This window comes from Streptantibioticus ferralitis (assembly GCF_029223525.1).
In the GTDB taxonomy this organism is placed as follows: Bacteria; Actinomycetota; Actinomycetes; order Streptomycetales; family Streptomycetaceae; genus Streptantibioticus_A; species Streptantibioticus_A ferralitis.
Window position 1 is genome coordinate 80,958 of the sequence record NZ_JARHTQ010000021.1, and the last position, 15,641, is coordinate 96,598.

Here is a 15,641-nt window from a genome sequence, read left to right on the forward strand (position 1 = left end):
GCAAACGCCGGACGGGCTTGAATTTTCAAGCCCGTCCGGCGTTTGACGACAAAGGGGGTCTGGGGGCGAAGCCCCCAGAAATCCCTACCTAGCCCGACCGGAGGTCACCCGGTACACGTCGTAGACGCCCTCCACCCCGCGCACCGCCTTCAGTACGTGGCCGAGGTGCTTGGGATCGCCCATCTCGAAGGTGAAGCGGGAGGTCGCGACCCGGTCGCGCGAGGTCTGCACCGCCGCCGACAGGATGTTCACATGCTGGTCGGACAGCACGCGCGTGACGTCCGACAGCAACCGGGAGCGGTCCAGCGCCTCGACCTGGATGGCCACCAGGAAGACCGAGGACTGAGTGGGCGCCCACTCAACCTCGATGATCCGCTCGGGCTGCTGGGAGAGCGAGTCGACGTTGACACAGTCTGCGCGGTGCACGGAAACGCCGTTGCCCCGGGTGACGAAGCCGATGATGGGGTCGCCGGGCACCGGCGTACAGCACCGCGACAGCTTGACCCACACATCGCGCTCGCCCTTGACGATGACGCCCGGATCGGCGTTGGCACGCCGCTTGGCGCGGCTGCGCGAAGGCGTGGTGACCTCGGCGATGTCCTCGGTCGCACCCTCCTCACCACCGAGCGCCTCAACGAGCTTCTGCACCACGGACTGCGCGGTGATGTGCCCCTCGCCGATCGCCGCGTACAGCGCCGATATGTCCGGGTAGCGCATCTCGTGGGCCAGGGTGACCAGCGAGTCACCGGTCAGCACCCGCTGGATCGGCAGGTTCTGCTTGCGCATCGCCCGGGCGATGGCTTCCTTGCCATGCTCGATGGCCTCCTCGCGGCGCTCCTTGGAGAACCAGGCGCGGATCTTGTTGCGGGCGCGCGGCGACTTGACGAAGCCCAGCCAGTCCCGGGACGGCGCGGCACCCGGTGCCTTGGAGGTGAAGACCTCGACCAGGTCGCCGTTGTCGAGCGTCGACTCCAGCGGTACCAGGCGGCCGTTGACCCGTGCGCCGATGGTGCGGTGGCCGACCTCGGTGTGCACCGCGTACGCGAAGTCCACCGGAGTGGCACCCGCGGGCAGCGCTATGACATCGCCCTTGGGCGTGAAGACGAAGACCTCGTTGCGCGACAGGTCGAAGCGCAGCGACTCCAGGAACTCGCCCGGGTCCTCGGTCTCCTTCTGCCAGTCCAGCAACTGCCGCAGCCACGCCATGTCGTTGACGGCGTCGTCCGCCTTGGCCGACTTGGGGCTGTCGGTGCGCACCTTGGAGGAGCCGGCGACCGCCTCCTGCTTGTACTTCCAGTGCGCGGCGATGCCGTACTCGGCGCGGCGGTGCATGTCGAAAGTGCGGATCTGGATCTCGACCGGCTTGCCGCTGGGTCCGATGACCGTCGTGTGCAACGACTGATACATGTTGAACTTGGGCATCGCGATGTAGTCCTTGAACCGCCCGGGCACCGGGTTCCACCGCGCGTGGATGGTGCCGAGTGCCGCGTAGCAGTCGCGGACGGTGTCGACGAGGACGCGGATGCCCACCAGGTCGTAGATCTCGGCGAAGTCCCGGCCCCGCACGATCATCTTCTGGTAGACGCTGTAGTAGTGCTTCGGGCGGCCGGTGACGGTCGCCTTGATGCGGGCGGCGCGCAGGTCCTGCTGGACCTGGTCGGTGACGACCGCGAGGTACTCGTCGCGCTTGGGCGCACGTTCGGCGACCAGCCGGACGATCTCGTCGTACATCTTGGGGTAGAGGATCGCGAAGGCGAGGTCCTCCAGCTCCCACTTGATGGTGTTCATGCCCAGCCGGTGCGCCAGCGGGGCGTAGATCTCCAGCGTCTCGCGGGCCTTCTTCTCCTGCTTCTCCCGCTTCAGGTAGCGCATCGTGCGCATGTTGTGCAGCCGGTCGGCGAGCTTGATGACCAGGACGCGCGGGTCCTTGGCCATGGCGACGACCATCTTGCGGACCGTCTCGGCCTGCGCGGCCTCGCCGAACTTGACCTTGTCCAGCTTGGTGACGCCGTCCACCAGCAGCGCGACCTGCTCGCCGAAGTCCCGGCGCAGCGTGTCCAGCCCGTACTCGGTGTCCTCGACGGTGTCGTGCAGCAGTCCGGCCATCAGTGTCGCCGGGTCCATGCCCAGTTCGGCCAGGATGGTGGTGACCGCGAGCGGATGGGTGATGTAGGGATCACCGCTCTTGCGCTTCTGTCCGCGGTGCCAGCGCTCGGCGACCTGGTAGGCCCGCTCTATCTGCCGCAGCCCTGAGGAGTCGATCTTCGGATCGTTACTGCGGACGATGCGCAGCAGCGGTTCGAGGACCGGGTTGTACGGGCTGGAGCGCTGCACCCCGAGCCGGGCGAGGCGGGCCCGCACCCGGTTGGAGGAACCACCGGAGCGCGCCGGTGCCGTGCCCGGGGTGGGCCTGGCGGCGCGCGCACCGCCGACCTCGGCGGGCGTCCGGGCGCCGGCGCCGTCCGCGGGCTTTCCGGAGGGAGCCGGCGCGGACTGCGACGTGTCGTTCCCGCCCCCGGCGGTGAGCGGCTGGGCCTCGTCTGGCAAGGGCACTCCTCAAGCGGGTCCGGCCCCGATACGGGTCGGACTCCCATGGTATCGATGTGTCGGCCATGACCGCGTGCGCCGACTGTTCGCGGACCCCGGACGCGGGCGAAGGCGGGCTCCCGGACCGTACCGGGAACCCGCCTCCGTCGCGATGCCGGACGTCATACGACGACGAGCGCCTCCAGGGGCGCGCCCGCCAGGGCCGGGGTGAGACGGCTGCGGCCGTCCAGGAAGGCGAGCTCCAGCAGGACGGCGACGCCCGCCACCTCGGCGCCCGCGCGCCGGATCAGGCTGAGCGAGGCCTCGGCGGTGCCGCCGGTGGCCAGCACGTCGTCGATGACCAGGACTCGGTCGCCCGGGGCGAAGGCCTCCGGGTGGACCTCGATCTCGGCGGTGCCGTATTCGAGCTCGTACGCCTGGCTCAGTGTGGCACCGGGCAGCTTGCCCGCCTTCCGGATGGGTACGAAGCCGATTTCCGCCTTGGCCGCCGCCGGAGCGGCGAGGATGAACCCGCGGGCCTCAAGGCCGACGATCTTGTCGGCGCCGTGCCGTGCGCACAGCGCGGCCAGGGCGTCGATCAGTGCGCCGAAGGCCGCCGGGTCGGCGAGCAGCGGGGTGATGTCCTTGAACACCACGCCCGGCCGCGGGTAGTCCGGTACGTCGCGGATCCGGCTGAGCAGCAGGTCACGCAGATCGGGGTGGACTATGTCCGCCGTGGTCACCGGTGGCTCTCCTTCACTCAGCGGCGCTTGCCGGACGGGCGGCCACGGCCGCGGGAGCGGGATGCGGGCTGCCGGCGCTGACCGCCGACGCTGGCGGTGGCCCCCGCCTCGACCGGTTCGTCCTCGTCACCGGCGTCGGGCACCGCGTCCTGCGGCTCCTCGCCCTTGGCCTCGGCCTGGGCACGCTTGGCCCTGACCCGCTTGGCGAGCGCCTTCATCTCCGGGGTGCGCTCCTTGAGGGAGGCGACCAGCGGGGTGGCGATGAAGATCGAGGAGTAGGCACCGGCCGCCAGGCCGACGAACAGTGCCAGCGCGATGTCGTTGAGCATGCCCGCGCCGAGCAGCCCGCCACCGACGAACAGCAGCGCGGCCACCGGAAGCAGGGCGACCACGGTGGTGTTGATGGACCGCACCAGGGTCTGGTTCAGGCTGCGGTTGGCCAACTCGCTGTAGGTGAAGCGGGTTTGGCTGGTGATGCTCTTGGTGGTCTCCTTCAGGCCGTCGAAGACCACGACGGTGTCGTACAGCGAGTAACCGAGGATGGTCAGCAGGCCGATCACCGTGCCGGGAGTGACCTCGAAGCCGACGATCGCGTACACGCCGACGGTGATGGTGAGGTCGTGCACCAGGGCGACCAGGGCGGAGATCGCCATCCGCCACTCGAAGGCGACGGCGAGGTAGAGCACCACCAGGACCATGAAGATGACCAGGCCGAGTTCGGCCTTCTGGGAGATCTCCTGGCCCCAGCTCGGGCCGACCACCTGCGGGGAGATGGCGTTGGCGTCGACGCCCAGTTCCTTGGCGAGGTCCTGCTTGACCGTGCCGGCGGTGGCACCGTCGATTCCGCTGACCTGGATCCGCAGACCGCCGTTGCCGAGCTTCTGCGCGATCACGTCGTGGTGCCCGGAGATGACGCCCTGCGTCTTGGTCTGCGCGTCAGCCGTCGAGACCGACGTCTTGGGGGTGGTGAAGACCGCGCCGCCGGAGAACTCGATGCCCTTGTTCAGGCCGTTGACCGCGAGGCCGATGATCGCCACCAGGGTGATGACGATGGAGACGCCGTACCAGAGCTTGCGCTTACCGACGAAGTCGTAGGAGACCTCGCCCCGGTGCAGACGGTGACCGAGATTACCGAGCCGGGACATCAGGCCTCCTTGGCTTCGGGGCTGGCGGTACGGCGACCGCGACGCAGCGGTGCCTGGACACCGAGGCTCCTGGGGTTGAGCCCGGACCAGGGGTGGCCCTGTGCGTAGAACTTGCGGCGGGCGAGGATCGTCATCAGCGGCTTGGTGAACAGGTAGACCACCACGACGTCGAGCAGGGTGGTCAGGCCGAGGGTGAACGCGAAGCCCTGGACCTTGCCGACCGAGCAGATGAACAGCACGGCGGCGGCGAGGAACGACACGAAGTCGGACACCAGGATGGTGCGCCGGGCCCGCGGCCAGGCCCGCTGGACCGCCGGTGCGAGGCTGCGGCCGCCGCGCAGCTCGTCGCGGATCCGCTCGAAGTACACGATGAACGAGTCCGCCGTGATGCCGATCGCGACGATGGCACCGCAGACCGCGGGCAGGTTCAGCGCGAAGCCGATGGCCGGGCCGAGCAGCGTCATGATCGCGTAGGTGAGCGCGGCGGAGACCACCAGGCTGACCACGGCGACGAAGCTCAGGCCGCGGTAGTACGCCAGCAGGTAGAGCACCACCAGCGCGAGGCCGACTGCGCCCGCGATCAGGCCGCCGTGCAGCTGCTCACCACCGAGCTGCGGCGAGACAGTGGTCACGTCGGAGGTGCTGAAGGACAGCGGCAGCGCGCCGTAGGACAGCACGTTGGCCAGGTCCCCGGAGGTCTGCTGGGTGAAGTTGCCGTAGATCTGGGCGCTGCCACCGGTGATCGCCGAGGAGACCGAGGGCGCCGAGACGACCTGGTTGTCCAGCACGATCGCGAACTGGTTGTTCGGCGGCTGCTGCTTGGCGAGCTGGCCGGTGACGTCGGCGAACTTCTTGCCGCCCGCGGAGTTGAACTCCAGCGTCACGATCCAGCCGGCGCCGGACTGGGTGTCGTAGACCGACTTGGCGCCGCTGACCTGCTTACCGTCGACCTGGGCCGGACCGAGGATGTACTTGGTCCTGCCGTCCTGGCTGCACGCCAGGGTGGTGTCGGTCGGCTTGGCGCCGAGCCCCGCGTTCGCCGCCTGCGACGGGTTGGAGCAGTCCAGTGCGGCGAACTGCTTCTGCACGGCGGGCGGTACGGAGGGGTTGGCGGCGCCGGTGGCGGGGGGCGGCGTCGCGGCGGTGGGCGCGCCGGCCGAGGGGGTGGCCTTCGGGCTGCTCGACGCGTCCGCCTTGAGGGCATCGGTGACCGCCCGGCCCTGCGTGGTGGAGCTGGGCGACGGGGACGCCGAGGGCCTGGCGCTGGCACCGCTCTTGCCCGGGCTCGACGGCGAGCTGGACGGGGCGGAAGAGGGGTTGCCGGAAGGGCTCGGCGAAGGCTTGGTGCCCGAAGCCGGGCTGCCGCTGGCCTCGGTGATCACGGTGCGGAAGAACAGCTGGGCGGTGGTACCGACCTGCTTCACCGCCTGGTCCGTGTTGGTGCCCCGGGGGATGTCGACGATGATGTTGCGACTGCCCTGGGTCTGCACCTCGGTCTCGGAGACACCCAGACCATTGACCCGCTTGTTGATGATGTTGACCGCGGTGTCCATGTTGGCCTTGTTGATCGCGTTGGCCTGACCTGGCAAGTTCTTCGCGGTCAGCGTGATCTCGGTGCCCCCGGCGAGGTCGATGCCCAGCCGGGGCTTGGTGTGCCCGGAGGCGAACATGCCTCCGGTCAGCGCGACCAGGGCCACCAGGATCACGGCCAGCGCGCGGCCGGGGTACCCATGGGCCCCCGGCGACCTGCGCCCCTTCTTGGGTGCTGCCACCTTCTCGTTTCTCCCTGTCCAACCGTTCCGCATCGGCTTGCTGTCGCGGGACGGCCACGAATGTTGTGAGGACGTGCCGGACGTGACGTGACGGACGTAGGTCCAGAGCCTAGCTCTGAACCTACGACTTACTTCTCGCTGTCCTTGACGTCCTTCGCCGTGTCGGCGTCCTTCGCCGCATCCTTGGCGTCCGTGCCCGCGCTGTCGGTGGCAGCGGTCTTGTCCAGGTCGATCTTGTCCTCGTCCGCGGGCTTCTCGTCGTGGACGGGCTCTTCAGCGGCCTCGGCGACCGGGGTGCCGTCGACGACGGGGTGCTCGTCGAAGGAGAGCGGCACGTCGTTGTTGACGAGGCTGTCGTACTCCTCGTCGCTCAGCACCGCGCCGACGGCGGTCTTGGCGTACAGCGAGTGCACACCGGGCGCGACCTCCAGCAGGACGGTCGTGTCGCGGACCTCCTTGACCTTGGCGATCATGCCGCCGATGGTCCGCACGCCCGAACCGGGCTGCATCTGGTTGCGCATGTCGGCGGCCTGGCGCTGCTTGTTCTTGGCCGAGCGGGTCATGAGCAGCATGACGCCGATGATCAGGATGAAGGGGAGAAGCGTGGCGATGTTCACGGCCTGGGGGATTTCCTTCGCGTGGCCACGTGGGTGCGGCCTGGTCTACGGGGATGGGGGGGTGCGGGGTACGGATGCCGTCCTAGGGGGGAGGGCATCGGCGGAGTCTAGGCGAATCCGCACCTTGGGGACAACGCCCAGCATTGCACTCCAGTTCCGCAAGCGGCGAGTCCCCGCGCCGTCACTGGCCGAACAGCCCCTGCTGGCCGGGCGGGTTCGGCTGCTGCGGCGGGACCAGGCCCAGGTGGGCCCAGGCTGCGGGGGTAGCGATCCGGCCACGGGGAGTACGCGCCAGCAGCCCCTCGCGCACCAGGAACGGCTCGGCCACCTCCTCCACCGTCTCTCTCTCCTCCCCCACCGCGACCGCCAGTGTCGACAGCCCCACAGGTCCGCCGCCGAACAGCCGCAGCAGTGCGTCGAGCACCGCGCGGTCCAGGCGGTCGAGCCCGCGCAGGTCCACCTCGTAGACGTCGAGGGCCTGCGCGGCGATCTCGCGGGTGACCACGCCGTCCGCCTTGACCTGGGCGTAGTCGCGGACCCGGCGCAGCAGCCGGTTGGCGATCCGGGGGGTGCCGCGGGACCGTCCGGCGATCTCGGCGGCCCCGTCGGTGTCGATCACCACGTCGAGCAGATCGGCGGAGCGGCGTACGACTCGCTCCAGCTCGGCGGGCGCGTAGAACTCCATGTGCCCGGTGAAGCCGAAGCGGTCCCGCAGCGGGGGCGGCAGCAGGCCCGCCCTGGTGGTGGCGCCGACCAGGGTGAACGGCGGCAGTTCCAGCGGGATGGCGGTGGCGCCGGGCCCCTTGCCGACGATCACGTCGACCCGGAAGTCCTCCATCGCCATGTAGAGCATCTCCTCGGCGGGCCGGGACATCCGGTGGATCTCGTCGAGGAAGAGGACCTCGCCCTCGGTGAGCGAGGACAGGATCGCGGCGAGGTCGCCGGCGTGCTGGATGGCCGGTCCCGAGGTGATCCGGATCGGGGCGCCCATCTCGGCGGCGATGATCATCGACAGGGTGGTCTTGCCGAGGCCGGGGGCGCCGGAGAGCAGCACATGGTCGGCGGTGCCGCCGCGCTGCCGGGCGGCCTTGAGCACCAGGTCGAGTTGTTCGCGGACCCGCTCCTGCCCCACGAACTCGCCGAGGTCCTTCGGGCGGAGGGCGGCCTCGACGGCACGCTCCTCCCCGTCGGCGGCAGCGGCGACCAGCCGCTGGTCGGTCTCGGGTACGGGGTCGTCCCAGGTCATGGGTGGATCTGTCCTTTGTCGGGGCGGACGTCGGGGCGAATCGGGTGCGGCCGGCGGGCGGGCTAGCGGGCGCGGTTGAGGGTTCTCAGGGCGGAGCGCAGCAGCACCGACACATTGGGCGTGCCGCCATCGGCAGCCTCCGCCTCGGGCGTGACGGCGGCGACCGCGTCATCGGCCTCCCGCGGCTGGTAGCCCAACCCGACCAGGGCGGCATGGAGTTGGTCCCGCCACGACGGGGCGGCGGCCGCGGCGACGGGGGCGGTGCCGGTGCCGGTGCCGACGGGGGCGCCGAGCCGGTCCTTCAGCTCCAGCAGCAGCCGTTGGGCGCCCTTCTTACCGATGCCGGGCACGGCGGTGAGCGCCTTCTCGTCGTCCGTGGCGACGGCGCGCCGCAGGGCGTCGGGTGAGTGCACGGCGAGCATCGCCTGGGCGAGCCGGGGGCCAACTCCGCTTGCCGTCTGCAGGAGTTCGAAGACCTGCCGCTCATCGTCGTCGGCGAAGCCGTAGAGGGTGAGGGAGTCCTCGCGCACCACGAGCGAGGTGGCGAGCCGGGCCTGCTCCCCCAGCCGCAGCACGGCCAGTGTGCCGGGGGTGCACTGCACGGCCATCCCCACGCCGCCGACCTCGACGACCGCGGTGTCCGGGGAAAGGGCCGCGACCGGCCCGCTGACAAAGGCGATCATGCGGTGCCTTTCGGAGTACGGAGCCGCTGGGCGGCGACGGCCTGTTGCAGGCGGTTGTTGGCGGGGCCGCGCCAGATGTGGCAGATGGCGAGTGCCAGGGCATCGGCGGCGTCGGCGGGTCTGGGCGGCGCGTCGAGCCGCAGCAGCCTGGTCACCATGGCGCCGACCTGTTCCTTCTCGGCCCGGCCGCTGCCGGTGACGGCTGCCTTGACCTCGCTGGGGGTGTGCAGGGCGACGGGCAGGCCGCGGCGGGAGGCGCACAGCAGGGCGACGGCACTGGCCTGCGCGGTGCCCATGACGGTACGGACGTTGTGCTGGCTGAACACCCGCTCCACGGCGACGTATTGCGGCCGGTGCTCGTCGAGCCAGGCTTCTATGCCGCGCTCGATGAGGACGAGGCGCTGGCCGATGTCCGCGTCGGCCGGGGTACGGACGACGCCAACTCCCACCATGCGCAACGGCTTTCCGGGAGCGCCGTCCACCACGCCGATACCGCAGCGGGTCAGTCCCGGGTCCACGCCGAGCACGCGCACCGCGCCCCTCCCTTCACGCCGTCGATCAGCTGTTCTTCGGAGGCTATCGGGTGCCACTGACAACGACGGGGGGCCGGTGGGGTGTTTCCCCACCGGCCCCCCGTCGGAGGCTCAGGCTTCGACCTTCTCCATGATCTCGTCCGAGACGTCGAAGTTGGCGAAGACGTTCTGCACGTCGTCGCTGTCCTCAAGGGCGTCGATCAGCTTGAAGATCTTGCGCGCGCCTTCCTCGTCCAGCTCGACCTGCATGGTGGGAAGGAAGTTGGCGTCGGCGGAGTCGTAGTCGATGCCCGCCTCCTGGAGCGCCTTGCGGACCGGGACCAGGTCGGTGGCCTCGCTGATCACCTCGAAGGACTCGCCCAGGTCGTTGACCTCTTCGGCACCCGCGTCGAGCACGGCGCCGAGGACGTCGTCCTCGCTCAGCCCGTTCTTCGGGACGATCACCACGCCCTTGCGGTTGAACAGGTACGAGACCGAGCCCGGGTCGGCCATCGAGCCGCCGTTGCGGGTCATCGCCACGCGCACCTCGGAGGCCGCGCGGTTGCGGTTGTCGGTGAGGCACTCGATAAGCACCGCGACACCGTTCGGGCCGTAGCCCTCGTACATGATGGTCTGGTAGTCGGCGCCGCCCGCTTCCAGACCCGCACCGCGCTTGACCGCGCTGTCGATGTTCTTGTTCGGGACCGAGCTCTTCTTCGCCTTCTGGATGGCGTCGAAGAGGGTCGGGTTGCCGTCCGGGTCGGCGCCGCCGGTGCGCGCCGCGACCTCGATGTTCTTGATCAGCTTCGCGAAGAGTTTGCCGCGCTTGGCATCGATCACGGCCTTCTTGTGCTTGGTCGTAGCCCATTTAGAGTGGCCGGACATCCGCCTGTCTCCTTCACGTCACCAAACTGCCAACGAACACTTGTGATCCTACCGGGATCACGCGGCCCGTCTTTTCACAGTGTCCGCCGCACCATGTCCGCGAACAGGCCGTGCACTCGGTGGTCCCCGGTGAGCTCCGGGTGGAAGGACGTGGCCAGCAGGTTGCCCTGGCGTACGGCGACGATCGTCTCGTCCTGAAGTCGCGCGAGGACCTCGACCCCGGCGCCGACCGACTCGACCCAGGGCGCGCGGATGAAGACGCCCTCGCAGGGGCCGCCTTCGATGCCCGCGATCTCCACCGCCGCCTCGAAGGACTCGTTCTGCCGGCCGAAGGCGTTGCGGCGCACCGTCATGTCGATGCCGCCGATGGTCTCCTGGTCGTCCCGGCCGTCGAGGATCTTGTCGGCGAGCATGATCATGCCCGCGCAGGACCCGTAGGCGGGCAGTCCGGCGCGTATCCGGGCGCGCAGCGGCTCCAGCAGGCCGAAGGCGACGGCCAGCTTGGACATGGTGGTGGACTCGCCGCCCGGGATCACCAGGCCGTCGACGCCGTCGAGTTCCTCGGGCCGGCGCACCGGGCGGACCTGGGCACCGGCGGCCTGCAGCGCGGCGGTGTGCTCACGTACATCGCCCTGCAGGGCGAGCACGCCGACGGTGGGGGTACTGGGCACAGCGGGACCTTTCGGAATGCGTTTCTCAGCCCGATGGGCAGGCCGCCCTGGCGACCACGCGGGGCGTGAGCCGCGGTCCGCGCGGGAGGCGCGGCGGCCTGCCCATCGATGGGTTGGTCGGATACCAGCCGGGTGCCTACCAGCCGCGGTTGGCGTAGCGCTCGGACTCCGGGAGGGTGTCGCAGTTGATGCCGACCATGGCCTCGCCGAGGCCGCGGGAGACATCCGCGATCACCTTCGGGTCGTCGTAGAAGGTGGTGGCCTTCACGATCGCGGCGGCGCGCTGGGCCGGGTCGCCGGACTTGAAGATGCCGGAGCCGACGAAGACGCCCTCGGCACCGAGCTGCATCATCAGCGCGGCGTCGGCCGGGGTGGCCACACCACCCGCGCTGAACAGCACGACGGGCAGCTTGCCGAGCGTCGCGACCTCCTTGACCAGCTCGTACGGAGCCTGGAGGTTCTTCGCGGCGGCGTACAGCTCGTGGTTGTCCAGACCGCGCAGCCGGGCGATGTCGGCCTTGATCTGGCGCAGGTGGCGCACCGCCTCGACGACGTTGCCGGTGCCCGCCTCGCCCTTGGAGCGGATCATGGCCGCGCCCTCGGCGATCCGGCGCAGGGCCTCGCCCAGGTTGGTCGCACCGCAGACGAAGGGCGTGGTGAAGGCCCACTTGTCGCTGTGGTTGACCTCGTCGGCGGGGGTGAGGACCTCGGACTCGTCGATGTAGTCGACGCCGAGCGCCTGCAGCACCTGGGCCTCGACGAAGTGCCCGATCCGGGACTTGGCCATGACCGGGATGGACACCGCGTTGATGATGCCGTCGATCATGTCGGGGTCGGACATGCGGGCCACGCCGCCGTCCTTGCGGATGTCGGCGGGCACCCGCTCCAGGGCCATCACCGCGACGGCGCCGGCGTCCTCGGCGATCTTGGCCTGCTCAGGGGTGACCACATCCATGATCACACCGCCCTTGAGCTGCTCGGCCATCCCGCGCTTGACACGCGCGGTGCCGGTCTCCGGGGTCCCGGCGGGAGCAGTGGCAGTCGTGCTGGGGGGCGTGGTGGACACGGTTGACCTCACTCGTTGAGAAAGTGCGATAAGCACATCGTAGAGCTGTGCGGATCGGCCCTGGACCTGCCCTCAGGTCCACTTCGGCCGGTCCGCCGCTACGGAACTGACAAAACCCGAGGTATCGACCGGAGATCAAGGGCCAATTGCCACCCGGTGGACCGATTCCCGACCGCGCCACTGGCTCGCGGTGGCCCGCCCCGCACCCGTCCGCAGCCGGTCCTAGCGGCCCACGCCGTCGGCGGTGAGGGCCATCGGCGGCTCGTCGTCCATCTCGAAGGCGAGCGGAAACGGAGCGTGTCCGGCCAGCCGGAACCAGCGCACCGCACGCTGCCGCCGCAGCGCCCTGGCCGCGCGTACCGCGTCGTTGTGGAACCGCCGCGCCATCGGCGTACGGCGTACCGCCGCGGTCAGCTCGCCCACCGCCGCCGGTCCGCCAGGCGCCTCCCGTACCGTCTGGACGGTGTCGGGTTCGGCGAAGACCGCGCGCAGCGTCTGGCTCAGTTCGCTCTCGGCGACCTCACGCTGCTCGTCCTCCGCCTGCCGGGCCGCGTGTGCGGTCTGGTAGAGCACGATGGAGGCGGCCGGATCGAGGATGCCCGAGGTGGCGAGCTCCTGAGCGACCGAGGCCCGGCGCAGCAGTTGGGCGTCCAGCGCGGCACGCGCGGCGTCGATCCGTGCGTGCAGGCGGTCCAACCGCCCTGCTGTCCAACTGAGGTAGACGCCCAGCAGGACGACGATCGCCGCGATCCAGATGAGAGTGATGGTCACGGGCGGCAAGGCTAATCGCTCGGCGCCGTACGGTGCGTTCGCGGTCGGCGGATCGGCCCGTTCGCACCTGCCGGCGCGGGCGTCGCGTCAGTCCCGGGCCAGGCCCAACCGAGCCCGTAGGCCGGTGCGTTCGTCCGGGGCCACCGAGGCGGCTCCGTCGGTCACCATCTCGTAGACCGACAGGATCTCGGCGCCGACCGTTGACCAGTCGAACCGCCGCACATGCCTGCTGCCCGTCGACCGGAGCTCGGCCAACCGGTCGCTGTCACCGAGCAGTCGGACCGCCGAGGCGGCCAGCGCATCCGCGTCCTCGACCGGGAACAGCTCACCCGCCGCTCCCCCGTCGAGCACCTGCCGGAACGCGTCCAGATCGCTGGCCAGCACCGGCGCGCCCGCCGACATGGCCTCCACCAGGATGATGCCGAAGCTCTCGCCACCGGTGTTGGGCGCCACATACAGATCGACGCTGCGCAGCATCCGGGCCTTGTCCTCGTCGCTGACCATGCCGAGGAACTCGACCTGCCCGCGCATGGATTCGGGCAGCCCTTCGACCGCCTCCTGCTCGTCGCCGCGCCCGGCGACCAGCAACCGCACCCCAGGGCGCACCGCGAGGATCTTCGGGAGGGCCCGCATCAGCGTCGGCAGACCCTTGCGGGGCTCGTCGATCCGGCCGATGAAGCCAATCGTTTCCCCTTGCCACTGCGGCTTGGGTTCGGCCTTCGCGAAGAAGTCCACATCAACGCCGTTGGGGATGACCACGGCATCGCCGCCGAGGTGCTCCACGAGCGTGCGCCGGGCGTACTCGCTCACCGCGATCCGTGCGCTGATCTTCTCCAGCGCGGGCTGCAGGATCGGATACGCCGCGATCATCGCGCGCGAACGCGGGTTGGAGGTGTGGAACGTCGCCACGATCGGGCCCTGCGCCGCCCAGCAGGACAGCAGGCCGAGCGAGGGCGAGGCGGGCTCATGGATGTGGATGACGTCGAAGGCGCCGTCGTGCAGCCAGCGGCGTACCCGCGCGGCGGACAGAAACCCGAAGTTCAGCCGGGCCACCGAGCCGTTGTACGGCACGGGTACCGCCCGCCCCGCGGAGACGACATAGCCCGGCAGCGGAGTGTCATCGTCGGCGGGGGCCAGCACGGACACCTCGTGGCCCAGCCCGATCAGGTGCTCGGCGAGGTCCCGGATGTGGAACTGCACACCGCCGGGGACATCCCAGGAATACGGGCAGACGATCCCGATCCTCAAGGCTTCTCCGTTCCGGAGCCGTCAGACCGATTCGCCGCGGTGGCCTGGCGTGGGTCCAGGTCCGCCAGCCACAGCCGCTGCAGCATGTGCCAGTGCTCCGGATGCTCGGCGATGCCCGCCGCGAAGGCGTCGGCCATCCGTTGCGTCATCGCCTTCGCCTTCTCGGTCCTGGTGCCGTTCTCGGGCACCTCGACCGCCGGATGCACCTGCCCCCGCAGGACCGCCGACTCGTCGTACCAGAGGGTGACCGGCAGCAGCAGCGCACCGGTCTGTATCGACAGCATCGCAGGTCCGGCGGGCATGCGGGTGGTATCGCCGAAGAACGAGACCTCGATCCCGGAGGCGGACAGATCGCGATCCGCCACCAGGCAGACCAGACCGCCGGAGCGCAGCCGCCGGGCGAGAGTGCCGAAGGCGGCGCCGCCGGTGTGCGGCAGCACCTCCATGCCCAGGCCCTCGCGGTACGCGACGAACCGGTCGTAGAGCGTCTCCGGCTTGAGCCGCTCGGCGACCGTGCTGAACGGGACGCCGAGCTTGGTGGTGACCCAGGCGCCCGCGAGGTCGTAGTTGCCCATGTGCGGCAGGGCGAGGATCACACCGTTGCCCGCCGCGAGCGCCTCTTCCAGCAGATGGACGTCCTTGGGCTCGAAACCGTCCCGGATGCGCTGCTTGCTCCATGCCGGGAGCCGGAAGGACTCCATCCAGTAGCGCAGGTAGGAGCGCATACCGGCGCGGGACAGCTCCGCCAGGCGCTCGGGGGTGGCGTCGGGGACGACCCGCGCGAGGTTGGCCTCCAGGCGCAGTACGCCCTTGCCGCGCCTGCGCCAGGCCAGATCGGCTATGCCTCGGCCCAATGCGTTGGCCAAGGGTTCCGGCAGCCGCTTGACCGCGGCCCATCCGGCCCCGTACAGCGCATCGGTGAGCTTCTCCTTCACGCCGGGTTCCCCTCCTCCTCGTGCACCGCTGCGTCGGCCTCGGCGGCCTCGCGGCGCACGGTCACCACGCGCTGCACCATGGTCACCAGGCTGCCCGCCGCCACGATCCACAGCGCGATCGGCAGCAGCACCTCGATGTGCGGCACACCGAACGCGTGCAGTCCGGCCAGACCGCAGGCCACCAGCGAGATGACCAGCCGCTCGGCGCGCTCGACCAGCCCGTTGACGTCGACCGGCAGACCGATGGCCTCGCCGCGCGCCTTGGTGTACGAGACGATCTGGCCGCTGGCCAGGCAGAAGATGGTCACCGCGCACAGCACCAGGTTGCGCCCGCCCCCCGCGTACCACAGCGCGAGCCCGCCGAAGATCGCGGCGTCGGCCACCCGGTCCAGCGTGGAGTCCAGGAACGCGCCCCATCGGCTGGAGCGGCCGAGTTGGCGGGCCATGTTGCCGTCGACCAGGTCGGAGAAGACGAACAGCGTGATGACGACGGTGCCCCAGAAGAACTCTCCCCTGGGGTAGAAGGCCAGCGCACCCGCCATCACGCCCCCCGTACCGACCAGGGTGACCGCGTCGGGGCTGATGCCCAGACGCAGCAGAAGTGCGGCGAACGGTGTGAGGACACGCGTGAAGAAAGCACGCGCGTACTTGTTCAGCATGGCCTTCCCGACAGTTCAGTAGTACCGGCTTGGCCCCTTGCGGCCCCGGCCGCCCCATCGTAGCCAGGCGCGGAGTGCGGCCGGTCACAGGCACCCGTCCGGTACGGGCGGGGGTACGACGTATGGACGCAAACCTAAGGGCGTGGGAAGGTCGAAGAACCG

At 70.1% G+C, this 15,641-nt stretch carries 15 protein-coding genes; all 15 read right to left on the minus strand.

Features of this window, described 5'->3' with window-relative positions; genetic code table 11:
- Positions 1-84: 84 nt before the first annotated feature.
- On the minus strand, positions 85-2,361 hold the full coding sequence (locus tag P2L57_RS27065; RefSeq protein ID WP_275818760.1) for a RelA/SpoT family protein: 2,277 nt from the start codon (positions 2,359-2,361) through the stop codon (positions 85-87).
- A gap of 347 nt (positions 2,362-2,708) precedes the next feature.
- Positions 2,709-3,269, minus strand: coding sequence for an adenine phosphoribosyltransferase (locus P2L57_RS27070; protein ID WP_275818701.1), 561 nt, complete (start codon positions 3,267-3,269; stop codon positions 2,709-2,711).
- Between the two features lie 17 nt (positions 3,270-3,286).
- Positions 3,287-4,414 carry a protein translocase subunit SecF gene (gene secF, locus P2L57_RS27075; RefSeq protein ID WP_275818702.1) on the minus strand — a complete coding sequence of 376 codons (1,128 nt, stop codon included), beginning with the start codon at positions 4,412-4,414 and terminating at the stop codon, positions 3,287-3,289.
- Positions 4,414-6,186, minus strand: a complete 1,773-nt coding sequence (gene secD / locus P2L57_RS27080; RefSeq protein WP_275818703.1) for a protein translocase subunit SecD — start codon at positions 6,184-6,186, stop codon at positions 4,414-4,416. The genes secF and secD overlap by 1 nt, the downstream gene beginning before the upstream one ends.
- 128 nt (positions 6,187-6,314) lie before the next feature.
- Positions 6,315-6,803, minus strand: coding sequence for a preprotein translocase subunit YajC (gene yajC / locus P2L57_RS27085; protein ID WP_275818704.1), 489 nt, complete (start codon positions 6,801-6,803; stop codon positions 6,315-6,317).
- 181 nt (positions 6,804-6,984) lie between these two features.
- Complete coding sequence (gene ruvB, locus P2L57_RS27090; protein ID WP_275818705.1) at positions 6,985-8,049, minus strand: Holliday junction branch migration DNA helicase RuvB; 1,065 nt, start codon at positions 8,047-8,049, stop codon at positions 6,985-6,987.
- A 62-nt stretch (positions 8,050-8,111) separates the two neighbouring features.
- Positions 8,112-8,732 carry a Holliday junction branch migration protein RuvA gene (gene ruvA / locus P2L57_RS27095; protein WP_275818706.1) on the minus strand — a complete coding sequence of 207 codons (621 nt, stop codon included), beginning with the start codon at positions 8,730-8,732 and terminating at the stop codon, positions 8,112-8,114.
- Complete coding sequence (ruvC, locus tag P2L57_RS27100; protein WP_275818707.1) at positions 8,729-9,265, minus strand: crossover junction endodeoxyribonuclease RuvC; 537 nt, start codon at positions 9,263-9,265, stop codon at positions 8,729-8,731. The genes ruvA and ruvC overlap by 4 nt, the downstream gene beginning before the upstream one ends.
- Positions 9,266-9,376: 111 nt before the next feature.
- Positions 9,377-10,129 (minus strand): YebC/PmpR family DNA-binding transcriptional regulator, encoded by a 753-nt coding sequence (locus P2L57_RS27105; RefSeq protein ID WP_275818708.1) that lies wholly within the window; start codon positions 10,127-10,129, stop codon positions 9,377-9,379.
- A gap of 74 nt (positions 10,130-10,203) precedes the next feature.
- Complete coding sequence (gene pdxT / locus P2L57_RS27110; protein WP_275818709.1) at positions 10,204-10,800, minus strand: pyridoxal 5'-phosphate synthase glutaminase subunit PdxT; 597 nt, start codon at positions 10,798-10,800, stop codon at positions 10,204-10,206.
- 136 nt (positions 10,801-10,936) lie between these two features.
- Positions 10,937-11,866 carry a pyridoxal 5'-phosphate synthase lyase subunit PdxS gene (gene pdxS, locus P2L57_RS27115; protein ID WP_275818710.1) on the minus strand — a complete coding sequence of 310 codons (930 nt, stop codon included), beginning with the start codon at positions 11,864-11,866 and terminating at the stop codon, positions 10,937-10,939.
- Positions 11,867-12,088: 222 nt separating this feature from the next.
- Complete coding sequence (locus P2L57_RS27120) at positions 12,089-12,637, minus strand: hypothetical protein (protein ID WP_275818711.1); 549 nt, start codon at positions 12,635-12,637, stop codon at positions 12,089-12,091.
- An 87-nt stretch (positions 12,638-12,724) separates the two neighbouring features.
- Complete coding sequence (locus tag P2L57_RS27125) at positions 12,725-13,885, minus strand: glycosyltransferase family 4 protein (RefSeq protein WP_275818712.1); 1,161 nt, start codon at positions 13,883-13,885, stop codon at positions 12,725-12,727.
- Complete coding sequence (locus tag P2L57_RS27130; protein ID WP_275818713.1) at positions 13,882-14,820, minus strand: phosphatidylinositol mannoside acyltransferase; 939 nt, start codon at positions 14,818-14,820, stop codon at positions 13,882-13,884. The genes P2L57_RS27125 and P2L57_RS27130 overlap by 4 nt, the downstream gene beginning before the upstream one ends.
- Positions 14,817-15,479, minus strand: coding sequence for a phosphatidylinositol phosphate synthase (gene pgsA, locus P2L57_RS27135; protein ID WP_275818714.1), 663 nt, complete (start codon positions 15,477-15,479; stop codon positions 14,817-14,819). The genes P2L57_RS27130 and pgsA overlap by 4 nt, the downstream gene beginning before the upstream one ends.
- Positions 15,480-15,641 lie beyond the last annotated feature (162 nt).

Bases quoted from the DNA above. Each gene is read 5' to 3' on its own strand.
- ruvA (WP_275818706.1), bottom strand. From the start codon at position 8,732: ATGATCGCCTTTGTCAGCGGGCCGGTCGCGGCCCTTTCCCCGGACACC.
- ruvB (WP_275818705.1), bottom strand. From the start codon at position 8,049: ATGACCTGGGACGACCCCGTACCCGAGACCGACCAGCGGCTGGTCGCC.
- P2L57_RS27105 (WP_275818708.1), bottom strand. From the start codon at position 10,129: ATGTCCGGCCACTCTAAATGGGCTACGACCAAGCACAAGAAGGCCGTG.
- pgsA (WP_275818714.1), bottom strand. From the start codon at position 15,479: ATGCTGAACAAGTACGCGCGTGCTTTCTTCACGCGTGTCCTCACACCG.
- secF (WP_275818702.1), bottom strand. From the start codon at position 4,414: ATGTCCCGGCTCGGTAATCTCGGTCACCGTCTGCACCGGGGCGAGGTC.